This window comes from Paracoccus sp. UBA5162 (assembly GCF_002413585.1).
GTDB lineage: Bacteria > Pseudomonadota > Alphaproteobacteria > Rhodobacterales > Rhodobacteraceae > Paracoccus.
Window position 1 is genome coordinate 140,185 of record NZ_DHXG01000045.1, and the last position, 17,603, is coordinate 157,787.

Annotated in this window: 20 protein-coding genes; 7 read left to right on the plus strand and 13 right to left on the minus strand. The window is 65.3% G+C overall.

The features are described 5' to 3' along the window. Nucleotides 1-2 precede the first annotated feature (2 nt). The gene (locus B4A72_RS06675; RefSeq protein ID WP_292957934.1) at nucleotides 3-521 is read right to left on the minus strand and encodes a MarR family winged helix-turn-helix transcriptional regulator; all 519 of its coding nucleotides are present in this window, start codon (nucleotides 519-521) and stop codon (nucleotides 3-5) included. A 155-nt stretch (nucleotides 522-676) separates the two neighbouring features. Here B4A72_RS06675 and B4A72_RS06680 point away from each other — a divergent pair, with 155 nt between their 5' ends. Together B4A72_RS06680 and B4A72_RS06685 are read left to right on the plus strand one after the other, a co-directional pair. After that, nucleotides 677-1,546 carry a branched-chain amino acid aminotransferase gene (locus B4A72_RS06680; protein WP_292957936.1) on the plus strand — a complete coding sequence of 290 codons (870 nt, stop codon included), beginning with the start codon at nucleotides 677-679 and terminating at the stop codon, nucleotides 1,544-1,546. Nucleotides 1,547-1,560: 14 nt separating this feature from the next. Continuing rightward, complete coding sequence (locus tag B4A72_RS06685; protein ID WP_292957975.1) at nucleotides 1,561-1,956, plus strand: VOC family protein; 396 nt, start codon at nucleotides 1,561-1,563, stop codon at nucleotides 1,954-1,956. 9 nt (nucleotides 1,957-1,965) lie between these two features. Here the strand turns inward: B4A72_RS06685 and B4A72_RS06690 are convergent, their stop codons facing one another. From B4A72_RS06690 to B4A72_RS06735, 10 genes are all read right to left on the minus strand, one after another. Next, entirely contained in the window at nucleotides 1,966-2,154 is a 189-nt protein-coding gene (locus B4A72_RS06690; protein ID WP_292957938.1) for a hypothetical protein, read from the minus strand. Between the two features lie 64 nt (nucleotides 2,155-2,218). Continuing rightward, nucleotides 2,219-2,683, minus strand: a complete 465-nt coding sequence (locus B4A72_RS06695; protein ID WP_292957939.1) for a PTS sugar transporter subunit IIA — start codon at nucleotides 2,681-2,683, stop codon at nucleotides 2,219-2,221. Between the two features lie 85 nt (nucleotides 2,684-2,768). After that, complete coding sequence (gene hpf / locus B4A72_RS06700) at nucleotides 2,769-3,344, minus strand: ribosome hibernation-promoting factor, HPF/YfiA family (RefSeq protein WP_292957941.1); 576 nt, start codon at nucleotides 3,342-3,344, stop codon at nucleotides 2,769-2,771. A gap of 287 nt (nucleotides 3,345-3,631) precedes the next feature. After that, nucleotides 3,632-4,381, minus strand: coding sequence for an LPS export ABC transporter ATP-binding protein (gene lptB / locus B4A72_RS06705; RefSeq protein WP_292957943.1), 750 nt, complete (start codon nucleotides 4,379-4,381; stop codon nucleotides 3,632-3,634). Further along, nucleotides 4,381-4,857, minus strand: a complete 477-nt coding sequence (lptA, locus tag B4A72_RS06710; protein ID WP_292957945.1) for a lipopolysaccharide transport periplasmic protein LptA — start codon at nucleotides 4,855-4,857, stop codon at nucleotides 4,381-4,383. Before lptA ends, lptB begins: the two co-directional genes overlap by 1 nt. Nucleotides 4,858-4,879: 22 nt before the next feature. After that, a complete protein-coding gene (locus B4A72_RS06715) occupies nucleotides 4,880-5,458 on the minus strand; it encodes a hypothetical protein (protein WP_292957947.1) in 579 nt (192 codons plus the stop codon). A 4-nt stretch (nucleotides 5,459-5,462) separates the two neighbouring features. Beyond that, nucleotides 5,463-6,407, minus strand: coding sequence for a KpsF/GutQ family sugar-phosphate isomerase (locus tag B4A72_RS06720; RefSeq protein ID WP_292957949.1), 945 nt, complete (start codon nucleotides 6,405-6,407; stop codon nucleotides 5,463-5,465). 77 nt (nucleotides 6,408-6,484) lie between these two features. Further along, the gene (locus B4A72_RS06725) at nucleotides 6,485-7,099 is read right to left on the minus strand and encodes a ribonuclease D (RefSeq protein WP_292957951.1); all 615 of its coding nucleotides are present in this window, start codon (nucleotides 7,097-7,099) and stop codon (nucleotides 6,485-6,487) included. Between the two features lie 194 nt (nucleotides 7,100-7,293). Further along, the gene (locus B4A72_RS06730; RefSeq protein WP_292957977.1) at nucleotides 7,294-8,691 is read right to left on the minus strand and encodes an aspartate aminotransferase family protein; all 1,398 of its coding nucleotides are present in this window, start codon (nucleotides 8,689-8,691) and stop codon (nucleotides 7,294-7,296) included. Between the two features lie 96 nt (nucleotides 8,692-8,787). Continuing rightward, nucleotides 8,788-9,444, minus strand: a complete 657-nt coding sequence (locus B4A72_RS06735; RefSeq protein ID WP_292957953.1) for a GntR family transcriptional regulator — start codon at nucleotides 9,442-9,444, stop codon at nucleotides 8,788-8,790. Between the two features lie 152 nt (nucleotides 9,445-9,596). Here B4A72_RS06735 and B4A72_RS06740 point away from each other — a divergent pair, with 152 nt between their 5' ends. The 5 genes from B4A72_RS06740 (at nucleotide 9,597) to B4A72_RS06760 (ending at nucleotide 14,942) form a co-directional block, all read left to right on the plus strand. Then, a complete protein-coding gene (locus B4A72_RS06740) occupies nucleotides 9,597-10,679 on the plus strand; it encodes a polyamine ABC transporter substrate-binding protein (RefSeq protein WP_292957955.1) in 1,083 nt (360 codons plus the stop codon). A 70-nt stretch (nucleotides 10,680-10,749) separates the two neighbouring features. Then, nucleotides 10,750-11,886 carry an ABC transporter ATP-binding protein gene (locus B4A72_RS06745; RefSeq protein WP_292978247.1) on the plus strand — a complete coding sequence of 379 codons (1,137 nt, stop codon included), beginning with the start codon at nucleotides 10,750-10,752 and terminating at the stop codon, nucleotides 11,884-11,886. A gap of 16 nt (nucleotides 11,887-11,902) precedes the next feature. Next, the gene (locus tag B4A72_RS06750; protein ID WP_292957979.1) at nucleotides 11,903-12,793 is read left to right on the plus strand and encodes an ABC transporter permease subunit; all 891 of its coding nucleotides are present in this window, start codon (nucleotides 11,903-11,905) and stop codon (nucleotides 12,791-12,793) included. Beyond that, entirely contained in the window at nucleotides 12,790-13,608 is an 819-nt protein-coding gene (locus B4A72_RS06755; protein WP_292957959.1) for an ABC transporter permease, read from the plus strand. The genes B4A72_RS06750 and B4A72_RS06755 overlap by 4 nt, the downstream gene beginning before the upstream one ends. After that, on the plus strand, nucleotides 13,605-14,942 hold the full coding sequence (locus B4A72_RS06760; protein WP_292957961.1) for an NAD(P)/FAD-dependent oxidoreductase: 1,338 nt from the start codon (nucleotides 13,605-13,607) through the stop codon (nucleotides 14,940-14,942). The genes B4A72_RS06755 and B4A72_RS06760 overlap by 4 nt, the downstream gene beginning before the upstream one ends. Before the next feature lie 7 nt (nucleotides 14,943-14,949). Here the strand turns inward: B4A72_RS06760 and B4A72_RS06765 are convergent, their stop codons facing one another. Continuing rightward, nucleotides 14,950-16,119: a nucleotide sugar dehydrogenase gene (locus tag B4A72_RS06765; protein WP_292957963.1), complete on the minus strand. Its 1,170-nt coding sequence runs from the start codon at nucleotides 16,117-16,119 to the stop codon at nucleotides 14,950-14,952. A gap of 86 nt (nucleotides 16,120-16,205) precedes the next feature. Continuing rightward, nucleotides 16,206-17,477, minus strand: coding sequence for an NAD(P)/FAD-dependent oxidoreductase (locus B4A72_RS06770; RefSeq protein WP_292957965.1), 1,272 nt, complete (start codon nucleotides 17,475-17,477; stop codon nucleotides 16,206-16,208). Nucleotides 17,478-17,603 lie beyond the last annotated feature (126 nt).

Below are 17,603 nucleotides of genomic sequence, written 5' to 3' on the forward strand. Positions count from 1 at the left end.
GCTCAGCGGTCCTCGGGCAGGTCCTTCATCGCCTGATACTGCGCCCGCGTCTCGGGGTCCATCATCGCTTCCAGAACCTGCCGGAAACCGGCCACGGCCTGAGGTCCGGCATTGCGATAGGCGGTCCGCATCCGCACCCGCTGCGCCTCGGAGAGGCGGCGTTCCAGCGCCGTTCCCTTGCCGGTCAGGAACAATTGCCGTTCGCGCCGATCACGGCGGCCGACCCGGCTTTCGACCAGCCCGTCCGCGATCAGCGTCCGCAGCACCCGGTTCAGCGATTGCTTGGTCACGCCCAGGACTGCCAGCAACGAGGTCACCGTCAGGCCCGGATCGCGGTTGATGAAATGCAGCGCGCGGTGGTGGGCGCGGCCGTAATCCAGTTCGGTCAGAATCAGGTCGGGATCGGCGGTGAAGGCACGATAGGCGAAGAACATCGCCTCGATCCCCCTGCGCAACTGATCATCGGTGAGAAACAGCAGATCTTCCCCGACCTTGGTCTGGAGTCGCAGCTTCTCGGCCATTCGATCGTCCTTTCGGCGGTTTGCGTCTTGATAGGGCAGCGTTGTTGACTTTCCAAGATTCGATTGCTAGCCGTCAAGGGCTTCGCGCAACAAAACGGCCCTTTCCGGACGGCTGGCGCAAGAATCGCAAATTCCGGACGTGATGGAGGGAAATGATGACGGCGGCATATGACGATCGCGACGGCAAGATCTGGATGGATGGCGAATTGGTCGAATGGCGCGACGCGAATGTTCATGTCCTGACCCATGCGCTGCATTACGCCAGTTCGGTCTTCGAGGGCGAACGCTGCTATGACGGCAAGATCTTCAAGGGGCACGAACATTCTTTGCGGCTGATCGAATCGGCACGGCTGGTGGACATGACCTCGCCCTATACGGCCGAGGAAATCGACGCAGCGAAGGACGCCGTGCTGAAGGCCAACGGGTTCGACAACGCCTATGTGCGCGCGGTGATGTGGCGCGGGTCGGGTCCGGACATGGGCGTTTCGGCCGCGCGGAACCCGGTCCGGATGGCCGTCTGCGCCTGGGAATGGGGCAGCTATTACGGCGATGCGAAATGGCAGGGCGCCAAGCTGGACGTGGCCAAGTGGAAGCGGCCCAGCCCGGAAACGATCCCGACCGCGGCCAAGGCGGCCGGCCTCTACATGATCTGCACCATGTCCAAACACGCGGCCGAGGCCAAGGGCTGTTCGGACGCGCTGTTCATGGATTGGGAAGGCTACGTCGCCGAGGCGACCGGCGCCAACATCTTCTTCATCAGGGATGGCGAGGTGCACACGCCGCTGGCCGACCGCTTCCTGAACGGGATCACGCGGCAGACCATCATCGGGATGCTGAAGGACAACGGCGTTTCGGTTCACGAGCGCCGGATCAGGCCGGAAGAACTGGAAGGTTTTCAGGAATGTTTCCTGACCGGGACCGCCGCCGAGGTGACGCCGGTCGGCCAGATCGGCGACTGGCATTTCCAGGTTGGCGAAACCACGCGCAAGATCGCCGAGGATTACGAGACGCTGGTCCGCGCTTGAATCTCCGCGCTTGAATCACCGACGCCCATCTCGCGCTGGTGGTGCGCGATCATGACGAGGCGATCGGGTTCCATGTCGATGTCCTGGGTTTCCGGCTGCTTGAAGGTGTCCATCAGCCGGAACAGGACAAGCGATGGGTTCTGGTGCAACCGTCGGGTGGCGGCGTTTCCTTGCTGCTGGCGCGCGCGACCAGCGACGCCCAGAACGCGGTCGTCGGCGATCAGACCGGCGGCCGTGTCTTTCTTTTTCTGGAAACCGACGATTTACGCGCGGACCTGGCCCGACTGCGCCGGGCAGGCATCCGGATCATCCGCGAACCGAGATTGGCGGATTGCGGCATCGCGGCGGTTTTCGCCGACCTCTACGGCAATCTCCGGGATCTGATCCAGCGCCCCGCAGAGGCCGGCTGACCTGCGCGGCTAGGCCGTTTGATCCCGTTCGATCCGCAGGAATTCGGCGGTCTTGCGGTTCTCGTCACCCCGCATCTTCGGGCGGGCGCGCAGGGTCTTGATGGCGGGATGGGTGCCGGCCTCGCGTTCCTGGCGTGCGTATTCGCGCAGGCGCGTTCCGTTCTGGCTGCGGGGTTGATCGCTGACATGCTTGTTCATGATCCGGCCCTCCTCTGGCCTTCTGGACCATCAATATAGGACCGGAACAGACCGATTGGAACCGTCAGGCGGCCTTGATTCCCTGAGCCGCCGACAGAACGGCATGCAGGGCGGTCGCGTCGTCGTTGGCACGCAGCTTCGCGCGCAAATCGTTGTCGCGCAGCGTCCGCGAGACCAGCGCCAGCGCCTTCAGATGATCGACGCCACTGGATTCTGGGGCCAGAAGCGCAAAGATCAGATCGACCGGCTGGCGGTCCACCGCGTCGAAATCCAGCGGTTTCTCGAGGCGCAGGAACAGCCCCACGACGTTGTCCAGCCCGTGCAGGCGGGCATGGGGCAGCGCGACGCCATGGCCGACACCCGTCGGCCCCAGGCTTTCGCGCTCCTGCAGAGCATCCACAACCTCCGAGATGTTCAGCTTGTATTCGGCATTGGCCAGATCGGCCAGTTCCTGAAACAGCCGTTTCTTCGAGGTGACCTGCCCAAGAGAACGAACGGCGCCGGGTTTCAGGATCTCGCTGAGTTGCATGATGCTTGCGTCTCTCTCAATGGATGCGCCCCCGCGCGAAAACGCCGGGGGCGGTCCGTCGGTTCAGCCATGTCGCGGGCGACGATCAGCCATTGCCGCGCGGATCGATCCAACCCACATTGCCGTCGTCGCGGCGGTGGACGACGTTGACGCCGCCGTGTTTCTCGTTGCGAAACACCAGCAGCGGCGTTCCGGCCAGTTCCATCTGCATCACGGCATCCCCTACCGAAAGCGTGGGCACACGCGCCTCCATTTCGGCGATGATGATGGGTTGAAGCCCGCTATCCTTCGTCTCCCACACATCCTCGTCGGCGGACAGCACATACATGCCCGCGGGGCCGAATTCAACCGGATCAGAGCGGTCCTTGTGATGATCCTTCAGACGGCGCTTGTAGCGGCGAAGCTGCTTGTCCATCTTCTCGCGGCAGGCCTCGAAGGCATCATAAATCTCGACCGCGGCCCCGCGCGCCTGCACGGTCAGGCCGGTGGACAGATGCACGACGCTATCGCACAGGAACTGATGCGCGTCGCGGGAAAAGGTGACGGTCGCATCGGTGGGCCGCTGCGAATATTTGGTCACCGTCTCGCCCAGTTCCGTCTCGACATGAGTGCTGAGGGCATCGCCCACATCGATATGTTTTCCGCTGATCGTATAGCGCATCGTCGTTCCTCTTCGGTTGCCCGGTCTGACACGCCTGCCCGACGCAGAAAGCCAGGCCCGGGTTTGAGACGGCATTCCGTGCCGCCACCTGAACATTTGGTGACAGAGCGGCTTGGCTGTCAACGGGGCGGCGGAGGATCGCCGACGACCCGCGCCGCACGAGCTGGTGAGCAGCGTGCTGTCGGGGGCCGGGTCTTGCGGCGAAAGCCGCCCGCAATCGCCGCGCAAGCGCAGTCCGGATCGCGGGTCCGCCACTTCGCATTCAAGGTCGTCCCGTGGAACGGCAATCAGGCCAGGCTGAAGCTGTCGCCCAGATAGACCTTGCGGACCCGCGCGTCGGCAACGATCTCCTGCGTCGAGCCGGACATCAGCACGTTGCCGTCATGCAGGATATAGGCGCGATCCACGATGCCCAGCGTCTCGCGAACGTTGTGATCGGTGATCAGCACCCCGATGCCGCGCGATTTCAGATCATGGACCAGCCCGCGAATCTCGCCCACCGCGATCGGATCGACGCCCGCAAAGGGCTCGTCCAGCAGCAGATAGCCGGGATCCGAGGCCAGACAGCGCGCGATCTCGCATCGCCGCCGCTCGCCCCCCGACAGGGCCAGGGCCGGCGCGCCGCGCAGATGACCGATCGAGAAATCCCCCAGCAACTCCTCCAGCCGGTCGCGGCGGTGGCGCGGATCGTCCAGCGTCACCTCCAGCACGGCCATGATGTTCTGCTCGACCGTCAGGCCCCGAAAGATCGACATTTCCTGTGGCAGATAGCCGATGCCCATCCGTGCACGGCGGAACATCGGCAGCGCGGTCGCGTCGCGGCCGTCGATCATGACCTGCCCGGCATCCGGCGCGACCAGCCCCGCGATGCAGTAGAAGCAGGTCGTCTTGCCGGACCCGTTCGGCCCCAGCAGCGCCACCACCTCGCCCCGGTCCAGCGTGACCGAGACATCGCGGATCACCGGCCGGTTGCGATAGGATTTGCGCAGCCCCGCGACCCGCAGCCCGCCTGCCCTGACCTGAGTGTCCCGCGCCATCAATTGCCGCCGGGCTGGAGCACGGATCGCACCCGGCCATCGACCCTGGCGGTGCCGTCGGCAAGGTTGACGATCATGCGGTCGCCGGTCAGCACGTTCTGGCCCTGTTTCAGCACCACCGCGCCGGCCAGCGCGATATTGCCACTGGCAACGTCGTAATCGGCCGTTTCGGACTGTGCCGCATCCTTGCCCGAGGTCAGGGTCACGTTCCCCTGGGCCTTCAGCGCCTGGATCCGGTTCTGCCCGCCCTCTGCATAGATTACCGTCACGCTGTCGGCGGCCAGCCGCATCTCGCCCTGGCCGATCACCACATTGCCGGTGAAGACCGCGCTGCCATCCGCCTGATCGACGGCAAGATTGTCGGCGGCGACCTCGACCGGGGCCGAGGTGTCGGCCGTCATGCCGCCGAAGGCCACGTTCTGCGCCAGGGCGGGCGCGGCCAGGAGGGTCAGGGCGATGGTCAGGGGGCGCAGCATGGCGGGCATCCTCGTCCGGGGTTCAGGGTTGGTATATCAAACGGACGGAGCCCGAGAAATTCAAGACCGCTGCGCCCGCCCCGTCTTCGCGCTTTGGCTGCAGATCCATGCGGTCTGCGCGGATGCTGCCGAACGGCGCCTCGGCCTCGACCCCGCCGGTCGCGCGAATCAGCGAACGGTCAGTCGCGGCATCGACGCTGGGCGCATCCATCCGCCAGCCCGACGAGGTGGTCATCCTCACGCCGCCGCGCAGTCCGATCAGGCCATCGGCAAGCCCGGCCCGGGGCGCGGTCAGATCGGCGGTCAGGCCGTCCTTGCGCCGCCAGTCCAGCCGCACGTCGCGCGCGGCGCCGGCCCCTTGGCCTGGCGGCGTCGCCTCGCTGGCGCTCAGCGACAATTCGGCACCGTCATCGGTCACGCCGGTATAATCGGGCGCCACGAGGCGCGGCTCGCGCGCCATCTGTTCGGCATCGAGCTGGGCATAGGGAATGCGCGAATCCTCTTCGGGTCGGCGCGAGAACAGGAACAGCGTGGACAGGATCGCCAGCGCCGCCAGTGGCAGAAGCACGCGCAGCCAGCGGACGATGCGGGTGCGCCCCATCCGCCTAGACCAGTCCGGCGCGCAGGCAGTCGTGGATATGCAGAATGCCTTCCGGCCTGCCGCCCCGGACGGCGAAAAGACAGGTGATCTTGCGGTCCTGCATCTCGGCCAGGGCCGCCTCGGCCAGGGCGTCGGGGGCGATGGTGCGCGGATCGCGGGTCATCACCTCGTCGGCGCGGTAGTCCAGCAATCCCTGCATGTGGCGCCGCAAGTCGCCATCGGTGATGATTCCGACCAGGGCGCCGGACCCGTCCGTGACCCCGGTCACGCCATATCCCTTCTGGCTGATGACCAGCAGCGCGTCCGCCATCGGTGCGCTTTCGCCGATCAGGGGCATGTCGGAATGCATCAGATCGCCGACCTTCGACAACAGCGCGCCCAGCTTGCCACCCGGATGAAAGGTCCGGAAATGCTCGGCCGTGAACTGACGATGCTCCATCAGCGCAACGGCCAGCGCATCGCCCAGGGCCAGCGTCATCGTGGTCGAGGTGGTGGGCACGATGCCGCGCCCGCAGGCCTCTTCGGCGGCGGGCAGGACCAGGGCCACATCCGCCTGCCGCAACAGCGTCGATTCGGGGCGCGAAGCGACCGCGATCAGCGGGATGGCGAACCGCCGGGTATGCGCGACCAGATCGGCCAGTTCGGGCGTTTCGCCGCTGTTGGACAGAATCAGCGCCGCATCGCCCTGCGTCACCATGCCCAGATCGCCGTGACTGGCCTCGGCCGGATGGACGAATTGCGCCGGCGTGCCGGTGGAGGCCAGTGTCGCCGCGATCTTGCGCGCGACATGGCCCGACTTGCCCATGCCCGAGACGATGACCCGGCCTCGGGCGCTCAGGATCACCTCGATTGCACGCTGGAAACTGTCGCCAAGTCCGTCGGCCAGCCGCTCCAGCCCGGCGATCTCGGTGCGGATCACGCGCCGCGCGGTCTCGATGTAATCTGCCAAACCCCTGACCCCTGCTCTGGTCGCCACGTCTCTGTTGGGGGTCCGGGGGGAAAGCGCCCCCGGCCGTCGTCTTCCATCTAGTGCTGGAAGATGTCCTTTTCATCCCCCCAGCCCAGCAGATCCAGATGGGCGCGGGCGGGCAGGAAATCGAAACAGGCCTGCGCAAGCCCCATCCGGTTCTCGCGCTTCAGCCGTTCCTCAAGCGCGGCCTTCAGCTTGTGCAGGTGCAGGACGTCGGAGGCCGCGTATTCCAGTTGCGCGTCCGTCAGATCCGGCTGCCCCCAGTCGCTGGTCTGCTGCTGCTTGCTGACATCGACATCCGCCAGTTCGTTCAACAGGTATTTCAGCCCGTGCCGGTCGGTGAAGGTGCGCACCAGCTTCGAGGCGATCTTGGTGCACCAGACCGGCGAGGTCACGACGCCGAAAGCGTTTTCCAGCGCCGCGATGTCGAAACGGCCGAAATGGAACAGCTTCACCACCTTGGGATCGGTCAGGATCCGGCACAGGTTGGGAGCCTCGGTCTGACCGCGCTCGATCTGGACAAGATGGGCATCGCCGTCGCCCGCCGACATCTGCACCAGACACAACCGGTCGCGGCGAGGATCCAGCCCCATCGTTTCGGTGTCGATGGCCACAACGGGGCCAAGGTTCACGTCGTCGGGCAGGTCGTTCGGATAAAGATGGATGCTCATCGGCCTTTTTCTGCTTGGGTTCCGGTTTTGCGCCTCTCTGACCAGAAACCGTCGCGGCATTCCAGAAGAATCGCCGCGCCCCGCGAGGAAGATGACGGTGCGTCGCACGGCATCGGCGTCGAACCGATCCTCACGCCCACGCCACGGCGCAAGGGTCCGCAGGCGGGCCGGGCTTCGGCGCGGCAGGCGCCCGATCATGCGGCCTGCCACAGCCCCTGTTCCCGGACCAGCTGGCAGGCCTGGTCGATCGAGGTTCGCGCCCGTTCGATCAGCAGGTCGATCTCGGATTCGCTGATGACCAGCGGCGGCGAGATGATCATCCTGTCGCCGACATGGCGCATGACCAGATTATTGGCGAAACAGCGTTCGCGGCAGATCAGCCCCACGGTCCCCGCATCCGCGGCAAAGCGCGCCCGGCTGTCCTTGTCCGGCGTCAGCGCGATTGACCCCATCATGCCGACGATCTTGGCCTCGCCCACCATCGGGTGATCCGTCAGGCTTTCCCACCTGGCCTTCAGATAAGGCGCCGTCACCTTGGCCACGCGATCGACAATGCCATCCTCGTCCAGGATGCGCAGGTTTTCCAGCGCCACGGCGGCGGCGACGGGATGGGCGGAATAGGTATAGCCATGGGCGAATTCACCCGTCTCGTTGATGACCTTCGCCACCCGGTCCGACAGGATGGATCCGCCCATTGGCGCATAGCCCGAGGTCAGGCCCTTTGCGATGGTCATGATGTCGGGTGTCATCCCCATCGTCTGCGAGCCGAACCAGTTGCCGGTCCGCCCGAAGCCGCAGATTACCTCGTCCGCGATCAGCAGGATGTCGTATTTGGCAAGGATGCGGTTGATCTCGGGCCAGTAGGTTTCGGGCGGCACGATCACGCCGCCCGCACCCTGCACCGGCTCGGCGATGAAGGCCGCGACCTTGTCGGGGCCGATTTCCTCGATCTTCGCCTCAAGCTGGCGGGCGCGTTCGAGGCCGAATTCCTCGGGCGTCATGTCGCCGCCTTCCGACCACCAGTCCGGCTGGTCTATATGGACGATGCCGGGGATCGGCAGGCCGCCCTGCGCGTGCATCCCCTTCATCCCGCCCAGGCTGGCCGCGCCCATGGTGGACCCGTGATAGCCGTTCCATCGCGAGATCACGACCTGCTTTTCGGGCTGGCCCTGCGCGGCCCAGAAGTGCCGCACGATCCGCAGGTTGGTGTCGTTGGAATCCGATCCCGAACCGTTGAAGAAGACGTGGTTCAGATCGCCGGGCGCAAGCTCGGCCAGGCGTTTGGCAAGGCTCAGCGCCGGAATGTGGGTCGTCTGGAAGAAGGTGTTGTAGAACGGCAGCTGGCGCATCTGTTCGGCGGCGGCCTGCACCAATTCCTCGCGCCCATAGCCGATATTGACGCACCACAGGCCGGCCATGCCGTCCAGGATCTCGTTCCCGTCGCTGTCTGTCAGGAACACGCCCTCGGCGCGGGTAATGACGCGCGCGCCCTTCGCGCTCAGCTCCGCGCCGGCGGTGAAGGGATGCATGTGATGGGCCGCGTCGATGGCCTGCAATTCGGCCGTGGGCAGGTGGTTCTGGATCATCGTCAGGCTCCTCGCACGCGGATCGGAACGAAAAAATGGCCGCGCATGGCGACCCTTTGCGGACAAGATAGAGCTTCGCCGAATGGCGTCAACCCGATTTGATCAAATCTTTTCGCGCAGGATGGCGCGAACGTTCTCCATCCCCTGCCTGATGTCGCCGGCGATGGCCACGCCGGCGGCCGTCCCGTCTCCGCGCGCCAGCGCAGCCAGCGCCTGCTGGTGCAGATCGGGCAGGTTGCGGGTGCCGAATCGGCCGCACATGACCCGCAGCGATGGCGCGGCGCGCAGCCACAGGGCCTCGACCAGCGGCAGCAGGACCTGCGAGGCCGAGGCGGCGTAAAGCGTCATGTGAAAGCGGTGGTTCTGCATCATGTAGCCGGTGATGTCGCCGCCGGCGATGGCCTGGTTCAGAACATCGTCGATCCGGTTCAGACCGGCGATCTGGGCAGTGGTCAGCAGCGGCGCGGCGCGGCGCACCAGTTCGGGTTCCAGGGCGAGGCGGGCGAACAGCAATTCGTCGATCTGGGCCTCGGACAGGATCGGCACCGAAACCCGCCGGTTGCCCTGAAATTGCAAGGCGCCCTCGGCGATCAGCCGCCGGATCGCCTCGCGCACGGGGGTCATGCCGGCGCCCAGCATCGCCACCAGCCCCTGGATCGTGACCGGCTGGCCCGGCGCCAGGTCGCCCGACAGGATCATCTCGCGCAGGCGGTGGTGGACGCGGACATGTTCCGGAGGCTTCGGTTCGGGATTGTTCAAATTCCGGGCATTCCTCTTTTCGAACGGGCCGGTGACTTGGTCTTGACAGGATCGCCGCCACCTGTCCCGATTATCATGTTGCGACGCCCATTCGCTTTTGATCAAATTGGGCTGCGAAAGACAATGAGAACCACCAACAGGGGAGTTTCGCAATGAAAAAGGCATGGATGCCGCTGGCCGCCCTTATCGCCGCCGGGACCGCCGCGCAGGCCGAGGAGGTCCGCGTCTACAACTGGTCCGACTATATCGACGAATCGCTGCTGGCGAAATTCGAGGACGAAACCGGAATCGATCTGATCTACGACGTCTTCGACAGCAACGAGGTGCTGGAAACCAAGATGCTGGCGGGATCGTCGGGCTATGACGTGGTCGTGCCGACCGGATCCTTTCTTCAGCGCCAGATCCAGGCGGGCGTTTTCCAGAAGCTGGATTACGACAAGCTGCCCAACGCGGTGAACCTGTGGGACGTGATCAAGGAACGCACGGCCAAATATGATCCCGGCAACGAATATTCGATCAATTACATGTGGGGCACGACCGGGCTTGGCGTGAATGTCGAGAAGGTCAGGCAGGCCCTGGGCGAGGATGCGCCGATCGACAGCCTGGATCTGATCTTCAAGCCCGAGAACATGGAGAAGCTGGCCTCCTGCGGCGTCATGTTTCTGGACGCGCCGACCGAGGTGATCCCTGCGGCGCTGAAGTTCCTAGGCGAGGATCCCGACAGCAAGGATCCCGACGTGATCGCCAAGGTCGAGGGGGTGCTGATGCCGGTCAGACCCTATATCTCGAAGTTCCACAGTTCGGAATACATCAACGCGCTGGCCAATGGCGACATCTGCGTGGCCTTCGGCTGGTCGGGCGACATCCTGCAGGCCCGCGACCGCGCCGCCGAGGCCGACAACGGCATCACGATCGCCTATAACGCGCCCAAGGAAGGCGCGCTGATGTGGTTTGACCAGATGGCCATCCCGGCCGATGCACCCAATCCCGACGGCGCGCTCAAGTTTCTGAATTTCATGATGGATCCGCAGAACATGGCGGCCGCGTCGAACTATGTCTATTACGCCAACGGCAACAAGGCGTCGCAGCAATACCTGAACGAGGACGTGATCGGCGATCCGGCGATCTATCCTTCGGCCGAGACGATGAAGAACCTCTACACCTTCACGCCCTACGACCCCAAGGTGCAGCGGATCGTCACCCGGCTCTGGACCAAGATCAAGTCCGGCACCTGATCCGGAACGCCGCCGCCGCGCCCTGTTCGGGCGCGGCGCATTCCTTGCCGCTCATCCGTCAGAGGTTTCGATGGCGCAGTCCAAGCCGCAGAATGTCTTCGCCCCCTGGGACGATCCGAACGAGGTGCCGCTGATCCGGTTCCGCAACGTCACCAAGCGGTTCGGGACCTTCACCGCCATCGACAGCCTGGATCTGGACATCTACCGCAAGGAATTCTTCGCCCTTCTCGGCCCCTCGGGCTGCGGCAAGACCACGCTGATGCGGATGCTGGCAGGGTTCGAGACGCCCAGCGAAGGCAAGATCACCGTCGATGATGTCGATGTCGGGCCGATCCCGCCCAACAAGCGGCCGGTGAACATGATGTTCCAAAGCTATGCGCTGTTTCCCCATCTGACGGTCGAGGACAACATCGCCTTCGGGCTGAAACGATCGAAGATGTCGCGGGACGAGATTACCGCGCGCGTGACCGAGATGCTGCGCCTGACCCGGCTCGAGAAATTCGCCAGACGCAAGCCGCACCAGATTTCCGGCGGACAGCGGCAGCGGGTGGCGCTGGCCCGGTCGCTGGCCAAGGCGCCCAAGCTGTTGCTGCTGGACGAACCGCTGGGCGCCCTGGACCGCAAGCTGCGCGAAGATACGCAGTTCGAGCTGATGGACATTCAGGAAAAGACCGGCACGACCTTCGTCATCGTCACCCACGATCAGGAAGAGGCGATGACGGTCGCCAGCCGCGTCGCGGTCATGGATCACGGGCGCATCGTCCAGGTGGACACGCCCGCCGGCATCTACGAGAACCCGAACAGCGTCTATGTCGCGGATTTCATCGGCGATGTGAACATCATCGAGGGCAATGCCTCGCCTGCCGGCGAGGGCCGGGTGTCGATCCACTACGCCGAAGGCGCGCAGCCGATCATCGCCGCAGCCGACCACATCCCGGACGGACAGCGCGTCTCCTTCGCGATCCGGCCGGAAAAGATCGTCGTGGGAACCGAACCCGATCCCGACCGCACCAATCAGGTTCGCGGCAGGATCGTCGATATCGGCTATCTCGGCAATGTCTCGACCTATCACCTGGAATTGCCGGGCGGGCAGAAATTCTCGGCCCAGATGACCAATGCGCGACGCCTGGCGCGGCGCGACTTTACCTGGGACGACGAGGTCTGGCTGTCCTGGACCGAGACCGCCGGCGTCGTCCTGACCGAATAGGGAGGCAGTCATGAACCTGCGCCGCCTGTTGCTGATCGCGATTCCCTATCTGTGGCTGCTGGGGCTGTTCCTGGTGCCATTCCTGATCGTGCTGAAAATCTCGCTTTCGGATACGGCGGTGGCGATTCCGCCCTACACGCCGACGCTGGATCTGTCGGGCGGCTGGGCGTCGATCAAGGAATTCTTCGGCCAGCTCGATTTCGAGAATTTCATCTGGCTGACCCAGGACGAATTGTATTGGCGGTCCTATCTGTCCAGCTTGCAGATCGCGGCCGTCTCGACCTTCATCACGCTGCTGGTCGGCTATCCCGTCGCCTACGGCATGGCGCAAAGTCCCGACGAATGGCGGCCCACGCTGATGATGCTGGTGATCCTGCCCTTCTGGACCTCGTTCCTGATCCGGGTCTATGCGTGGATCGGGATCCTTGCGAATGAGGGGTTCCTGAACCAGTTCCTGCTCTGGACCGGCATCATCGACATGCCGCTCCAGATCATGAACACGACGACGGCCGTCTATATAGGCATCGTCTATACCTACCTGCCCTTCATGATCCTGCCGATCTACGCCACGCTGGAAAAGATGGACGGCGCCCTGATCGAGGCGGCCGAGGATCTGGGCTGTTCGCGGCTGTCGGCCTTCTGGCTGGTGACGCTGCCGCTGTCGCGGCCGGGCATCATCGCGGGCTGTTTTCTGGTCTTCATCCCGGTCATAGGCGAATTCGTGATTCCCTCGCTGCTGGGCGGCTCGCGCACGCTGATGATCGGCAAGGTCCTGTGGGAGGAATTCTTCTCGAACCGCGACTGGCCGGTGGCCTCTGCGGTCGCGGTGGTCCTGCTGATTCTGCTGATCGTTCCCATCGTGCTGTTCCAGCGCAACCAACAACGCCAGCAGGAGGCCAGCCAATGAATCGCCGCCTGAGCTGGTTCAACGTCACCACGCTGAGCCTGGGCTTCGCCTTCCTGTATCTGCCGATGCTGATCCTGATCATCTACAGCTTCAACGCCTCGAAGCTGGTCACGGTCTGGGCGGGCTTCTCGACGCAGTGGTATGTCTCTCTGATGGGCAACCAGCAGTTCCTGGACGCGGCTTGGGTGACGCTGCGGGTCGCCTTCTTCTCGTCGACGCTGGCGACGGTTCTGGGCACGATGGCGGCCTATGTGCTGGTCCGGGCGGGGCGCTTTCCGGGGCGGACGCTGTTTTCCGGCATGATCTACGCGCCACTGGTCATGCCCGACGTGATCACCGGCCTTTCGCTGCTGCTGCTGTTCATCGCCATCAACCTTGACCGCGGCATCTTCACCATCGTCCTGGCGCATACGACGTTTTCCATGTGCTATGTCTCGGTCGTCGTCTCGTCGCGGCTGATGACCTTCGACCGTTCGCTGGAAGAGGCCGCGCTGGATCTGGGCTGCACGCCCTTCGACGCCTTCCGGTCGGTGACGCTGCCGATCATCACGCCGGCGGTGATCTCGGGCTGGCTTCTGGCCTTCACCCTGTCGCTGGACGATCTGGTGATCGCCTCGTTCACCGCCGGCCCGTCCTCGACCACGCTGCCGATCCGCATCTTTTCCTCGGTCCGCCTTGGCGTCAGCCCCGAAATCAACGCCCTGTCCACGATCATGATCTCCATCGTGGCCGTGGGCGTCGTCTCGGCCTCGCTGGTGTCAAAGCGCGCCATCATCCGTCAGCGGCAAGAGGAACTGGCCGGCGTGCGTGCATGAGTCGGTCGCGCCTCTATGAACCCGCAGCCTACGGCGCGGCCGCCCTGGACGGCTGTTTCTGGCCCGGCACGCAGGATGATCCGTGCACCTATCCGGCCCTGCACGGCGAGGCCCAGGCCGATTTCGCGGTGATCGGGGCAGGCGTCACCGGGCTGTCGGCGGCGCTGGAACTGGCCCGGTCGGGGCAGGATGTGGCGGTGCTGGACCGGCACCGGCCCGGCTGGGGCGCCTCGGGCCGCAATGGCGGCTTCTGCTGCCTCGGCGGCGCAAAGCTGGGCCGTGACGCGATGATCCGCCGCTATGGCGAGGCCGAGCACCGCCGTTATCGCACCACCGAGATGGCCGCCATCGCCCATGTCCGCGCGGTTCTGGACGATCACCGCATCGACGCCGACACCCATTCGCGGGGTGGCGAGTTGCAACTGGCGCATCGCCCGCGCGACTGGGCCGCGTTTCAGCAAGAGGCCGGGCTGGCCGCGCGCGATTATGGCATCACGCCGCGCCTGATCCCCGCCGCCGATCTGCCCGCCGAGGGCGCCGCGGGCACGGGCTTTCACGGCGGTTTGGTGCTGCCCCTGGGCTTTGCGCTGAACCCGCGGAAATATGTGCTGGGCCTGGCCCATGCCGCGCAGGATCACGGCGCGCGCCTTCACGCCGACAGCCCGGTTCTGCGGATCGCGCGGCGGCGGGACAGTTATGTGCTGGCCACGCCATACGGACACCTGCGCGCGCGCCGGCTGCTGCTGGCCACGAACGGCTATTCCGCGGAAGACCTGCCGGACTGGATGCGCGGCCGCTATCTGCCGGTGCAGTCCTCGGTGATCGTGACGCGGCCGCTGACCGATGCCCAGATCGCCGCGCAGGGCTGGAGCACCGATCTGATGGCCTTCGACAGCCGCAGCCTGCTGCATTACTTCCGCCTGCTGCCCGACCGCCGGTTCCTGTTCGGGATGCGCGGCGGCATTGCCTGGACGCCCCGCACCCATCGCGCCATCCGCCACCGGATCATCGCGGATTTCCAGGCCATGTTCCCGGCCTGGCGTCAGGTCGGGATGACGCATTTCTGGTCCGGCCTCGCCTGCCTGACCCGCAGCCTGGTGCCCTTCACCGGCCCCATCGACACCTGGCCGGGCGCCTTTGCGGCCTTCGGCTATCACGGCAACGGCGTCGCGATGGGCAGCTTCGCCGGGCAGCAGATGGCCCGGCTGGCGATGGACCAGACCGCGGATCTGCCCGGCTTTTTCGCCCGTCCTCCGCCCCGGTTCGAGGGTGGCGGCCTGCGCCGCCACCTGCTGCGCGCGGCCTATGCGTGGTATGCCTGGCGCGACCGCTGAAATCGTTTCAGGTATCGCGTCTCAGCAGATCGCGGGTAAAGACCCTGCCGGCCACATCGTCCAGATCGTCATGGCGGCGATTGGCGATGATCAGGTCGGCCTTGGCCTTGAATGCCTCCAGATCGCGGATCACGGCCGAGTTGAAGAATTGTTCGGCATCCAGCGCCGGCTCGTAGACGATACATTCGACACCCTTGGCCTTGATCCGCTTCATGATGCCCTGAATCGCGCTGTCGCGGAAATTGTCCGAGCCTTCCTTCATCACCAGCCGGTAGATCCCCACGACCTTGGGCCGCCGCGACAGGACCTGATCCGAGATGAAGTCCTTGCGCGTCCGGTTCGATTCCACGATGGCCGCGATCAGGTTCTGCGGCACGCTGTCATAATTCGCCAGCAACTGCTTGGTATCCTTTGGCAGACAATAACCGCCATAGCCGAAGGACGGGTTGTTGTAGTAATCGCCCACCCGTGGATCCAGCGACACCCCCTCGATGATCGCGCGCGGATCCAGATCGTGGCTCAGCGCATAGCTGTCCAGTTCGTTGAAGAACGCGACCCGCATGGCAAGGAAGGTATTGGCGAACAGCTTGATCGCCTCGGCCTCGGTCGAATCGGTCAGCAGGACCGGCACATCGCGGTCCTCGGCCGCCGCCACCAGCATGTCGGCGAAACGGCGCGCCGCCGCCGTCCTGTCGCCGACCACGATCCGGCTGGGATGGAGATTGTCGTAAAGTGCCTTGCCCTCGCGCAGGAATTCCGGCGAGAACAGAATCCGCTCGCAACCCGACCTGTCGCGGATGCTGCGGGTAAAGCCCACGGGAATCGTCGATTTGATGACGATGGTCGCATCGGGCGCCATCTCGCACGCCATGGCCACGACCTGTTCGACCGAGGACGTGTCGAAGTAATTGCTGCGGGGATCGTAATTGGTGGGCGTCGCCACGATCACGTAATCGGCCCCGGACATCGCTTCGCGCGGATCGGTCGTCGCCGTCAGGTTCAGCGCCCGGCCGGCGAAGAATTCCGCGATCTCGTCATCCTCGATGGGCGAAACCCGCGCCTGCACCGACGCGACGCGCTCGGCATCGATGTCCAGCGCCACCACCTGATGACGCTGGGCCAGCAGAACCGCGTTCGACAATCCGACATATCCCAGTCCGGCCACGGCAATCTTCATCACGTCCACCCCTTATCAACACTTCGCGATCCGTCATAGGTCAGCCCGCGCCCGGCGTCCATCATCCCGTGCCCCGGCCCCGCCGGTCACAGCGATCGCCACAATTGATGAGCCGCAAAGGCCGCATCGCAGAACCGCGCCACCGCCCTGCCGCCCCGGGCCACCGGCATCGCGGATGGCGCCAGAGGCAGATCCGACAACGCCCCGCCCGCCAGATGCCGGGCCAGTCCGCGTCCGACATGCGTGCCCGGACCGATGCCTCGCCCGTTATAGCCGATCGGAATGAACAGCCCCTCGGCCGGGCAAAGGATGCGCGGCAGATGATCGCCGGTCATGGCGATGCGTCCGTCCCAGCCCGCCTCGAATTCGACCGGACCCAGATCGGGAAACAGGACCCGCAGCCGCCGGGCCGCCCATCGCCGCGACAGGCCCGCATCGCCGCCAATCAGCGATCCCATGGACCCCAGGATCAGCCGCCCCGCCACGTCGCGCCGCAACGAGAACATGACGCGCGCCGTATCCCACACGCCCTCACCGCCGGGCAGGATCGAACGGGCCCGATCCCCCAGCGGCGCCGTCGCAAGCTGAAAGAACCGGATCGGGATGAAGCTTCGCGCCAGTCCCGGCCACAGGCCGTCGCTGTAGGCGTTGGTGGCCAGGATCACCGAATCCGCCCTGATCTCGCCCGCATCGCTGCGCAAGCGCCAGGCCGGACCCTCGCGCGTCAGCTTCGTTACGCGGACGTTTTCCACGATCCGCGCCCCGGCCGCGCGCGCGGCGCGCGCCAGACCGCGCGCATAGCCCATCGGGTTGATCGTGCCGGCGCGGCGATCCAGCAATCCGCCGTGAAAGGCGCGGGTCCCGGTCCGCCGCGCGGCCTCGGCGGCCGACAGCAGTTCGACGGGTGCGCCCAAACGCTGCCATTGCCATGCGCGGTCGCGCAGATCGGCCAGCCCGGCTGCCGAATGAGCCACATGGATGGTGCCGTTTCGGGACGCCTCGCAGGCGATGCCGTGACGTTCGATCAGCGAAAAGACCAGATCGGGCGCGTCCCCCAGACCGGCGATCAAGCGGCTTCCGGCCTCTTCGCCCAGGGCGGCGCGAACCTGATCCGGGGGCAGCCACAGGCCGGCATTGACCAGCCCGACATTGCGCCCCGAACCGCCATGACCGATCCGCCGCGCCTCGATCACCTGCACGCTCAGCCCCTGCTCGGCTGCGTGCAGGGCCGCCGAAAGCCCGGTGAAACCGGCACCGACGATGGCCAGATCGGCCGAGGCCGCCATGCCCCCCGCAATCGCATCCGCCGGCGCGGTACGATCCCACAAGGAGATCGGATCCTCATTGTCTGCCTGCATTCCGGGTCCTGCCCCCTGCCGCGTCACGAATGCGACATTCGCCGGAACCTCCGGCGCTGTCAAAACCCGTTCGCGATCCCGGCATGGCAGCCGCGCCCGGACATCGGGTTTTCGGCGATCATTTTG

Bases quoted from the DNA above. Each gene is read 5' to 3' on its own strand.
- B4A72_RS06675 (WP_292957934.1), bottom strand. From the start codon at position 521: ATGGCCGAGAAGCTGCGACTCCAGACCAAGGTCGGGGAAGATCTGCTG.
- B4A72_RS06680 (WP_292957936.1), top strand. From the start codon at position 677: ATGACGGCGGCATATGACGATCGCGACGGCAAGATCTGGATGGATGGC.
- B4A72_RS06690 (WP_292957938.1), bottom strand. From the start codon at position 2,154: ATGAACAAGCATGTCAGCGATCAACCCCGCAGCCAGAACGGAACGCGC.
- B4A72_RS06695 (WP_292957939.1), bottom strand. From the start codon at position 2,683: ATGCAACTCAGCGAGATCCTGAAACCCGGCGCCGTTCGTTCTCTTGGG.
- hpf (WP_292957941.1), bottom strand. From the start codon at position 3,344: ATGCGCTATACGATCAGCGGAAAACATATCGATGTGGGCGATGCCCTC.
- lptB (WP_292957943.1), bottom strand. From the start codon at position 4,381: ATGGCGCGGGACACTCAGGTCAGGGCAGGCGGGCTGCGGGTCGCGGGG.
- lptA (WP_292957945.1), bottom strand. From the start codon at position 4,857: ATGCTGCGCCCCCTGACCATCGCCCTGACCCTCCTGGCCGCGCCCGCC.
- B4A72_RS06715 (WP_292957947.1), bottom strand. From the start codon at position 5,458: ATGGGGCGCACCCGCATCGTCCGCTGGCTGCGCGTGCTTCTGCCACTG.
- B4A72_RS06725 (WP_292957951.1), bottom strand. From the start codon at position 7,099: ATGAGCATCCATCTTTATCCGAACGACCTGCCCGACGACGTGAACCTT.
- B4A72_RS06740 (WP_292957955.1), top strand. From the start codon at position 9,597: ATGAAAAAGGCATGGATGCCGCTGGCCGCCCTTATCGCCGCCGGGACC.
- B4A72_RS06745 (WP_292978247.1), top strand. From the start codon at position 10,750: ATGGCGCAGTCCAAGCCGCAGAATGTCTTCGCCCCCTGGGACGATCCG.
- B4A72_RS06755 (WP_292957959.1), top strand. From the start codon at position 12,790: ATGAATCGCCGCCTGAGCTGGTTCAACGTCACCACGCTGAGCCTGGGC.
- B4A72_RS06760 (WP_292957961.1), top strand. From the start codon at position 13,605: ATGAGTCGGTCGCGCCTCTATGAACCCGCAGCCTACGGCGCGGCCGCC.
- B4A72_RS06765 (WP_292957963.1), bottom strand. From the start codon at position 16,119: ATGAAGATTGCCGTGGCCGGACTGGGATATGTCGGATTGTCGAACGCG.
- B4A72_RS06770 (WP_292957965.1), bottom strand. From the start codon at position 17,477: ATGCAGGCAGACAATGAGGATCCGATCTCCTTGTGGGATCGTACCGCG.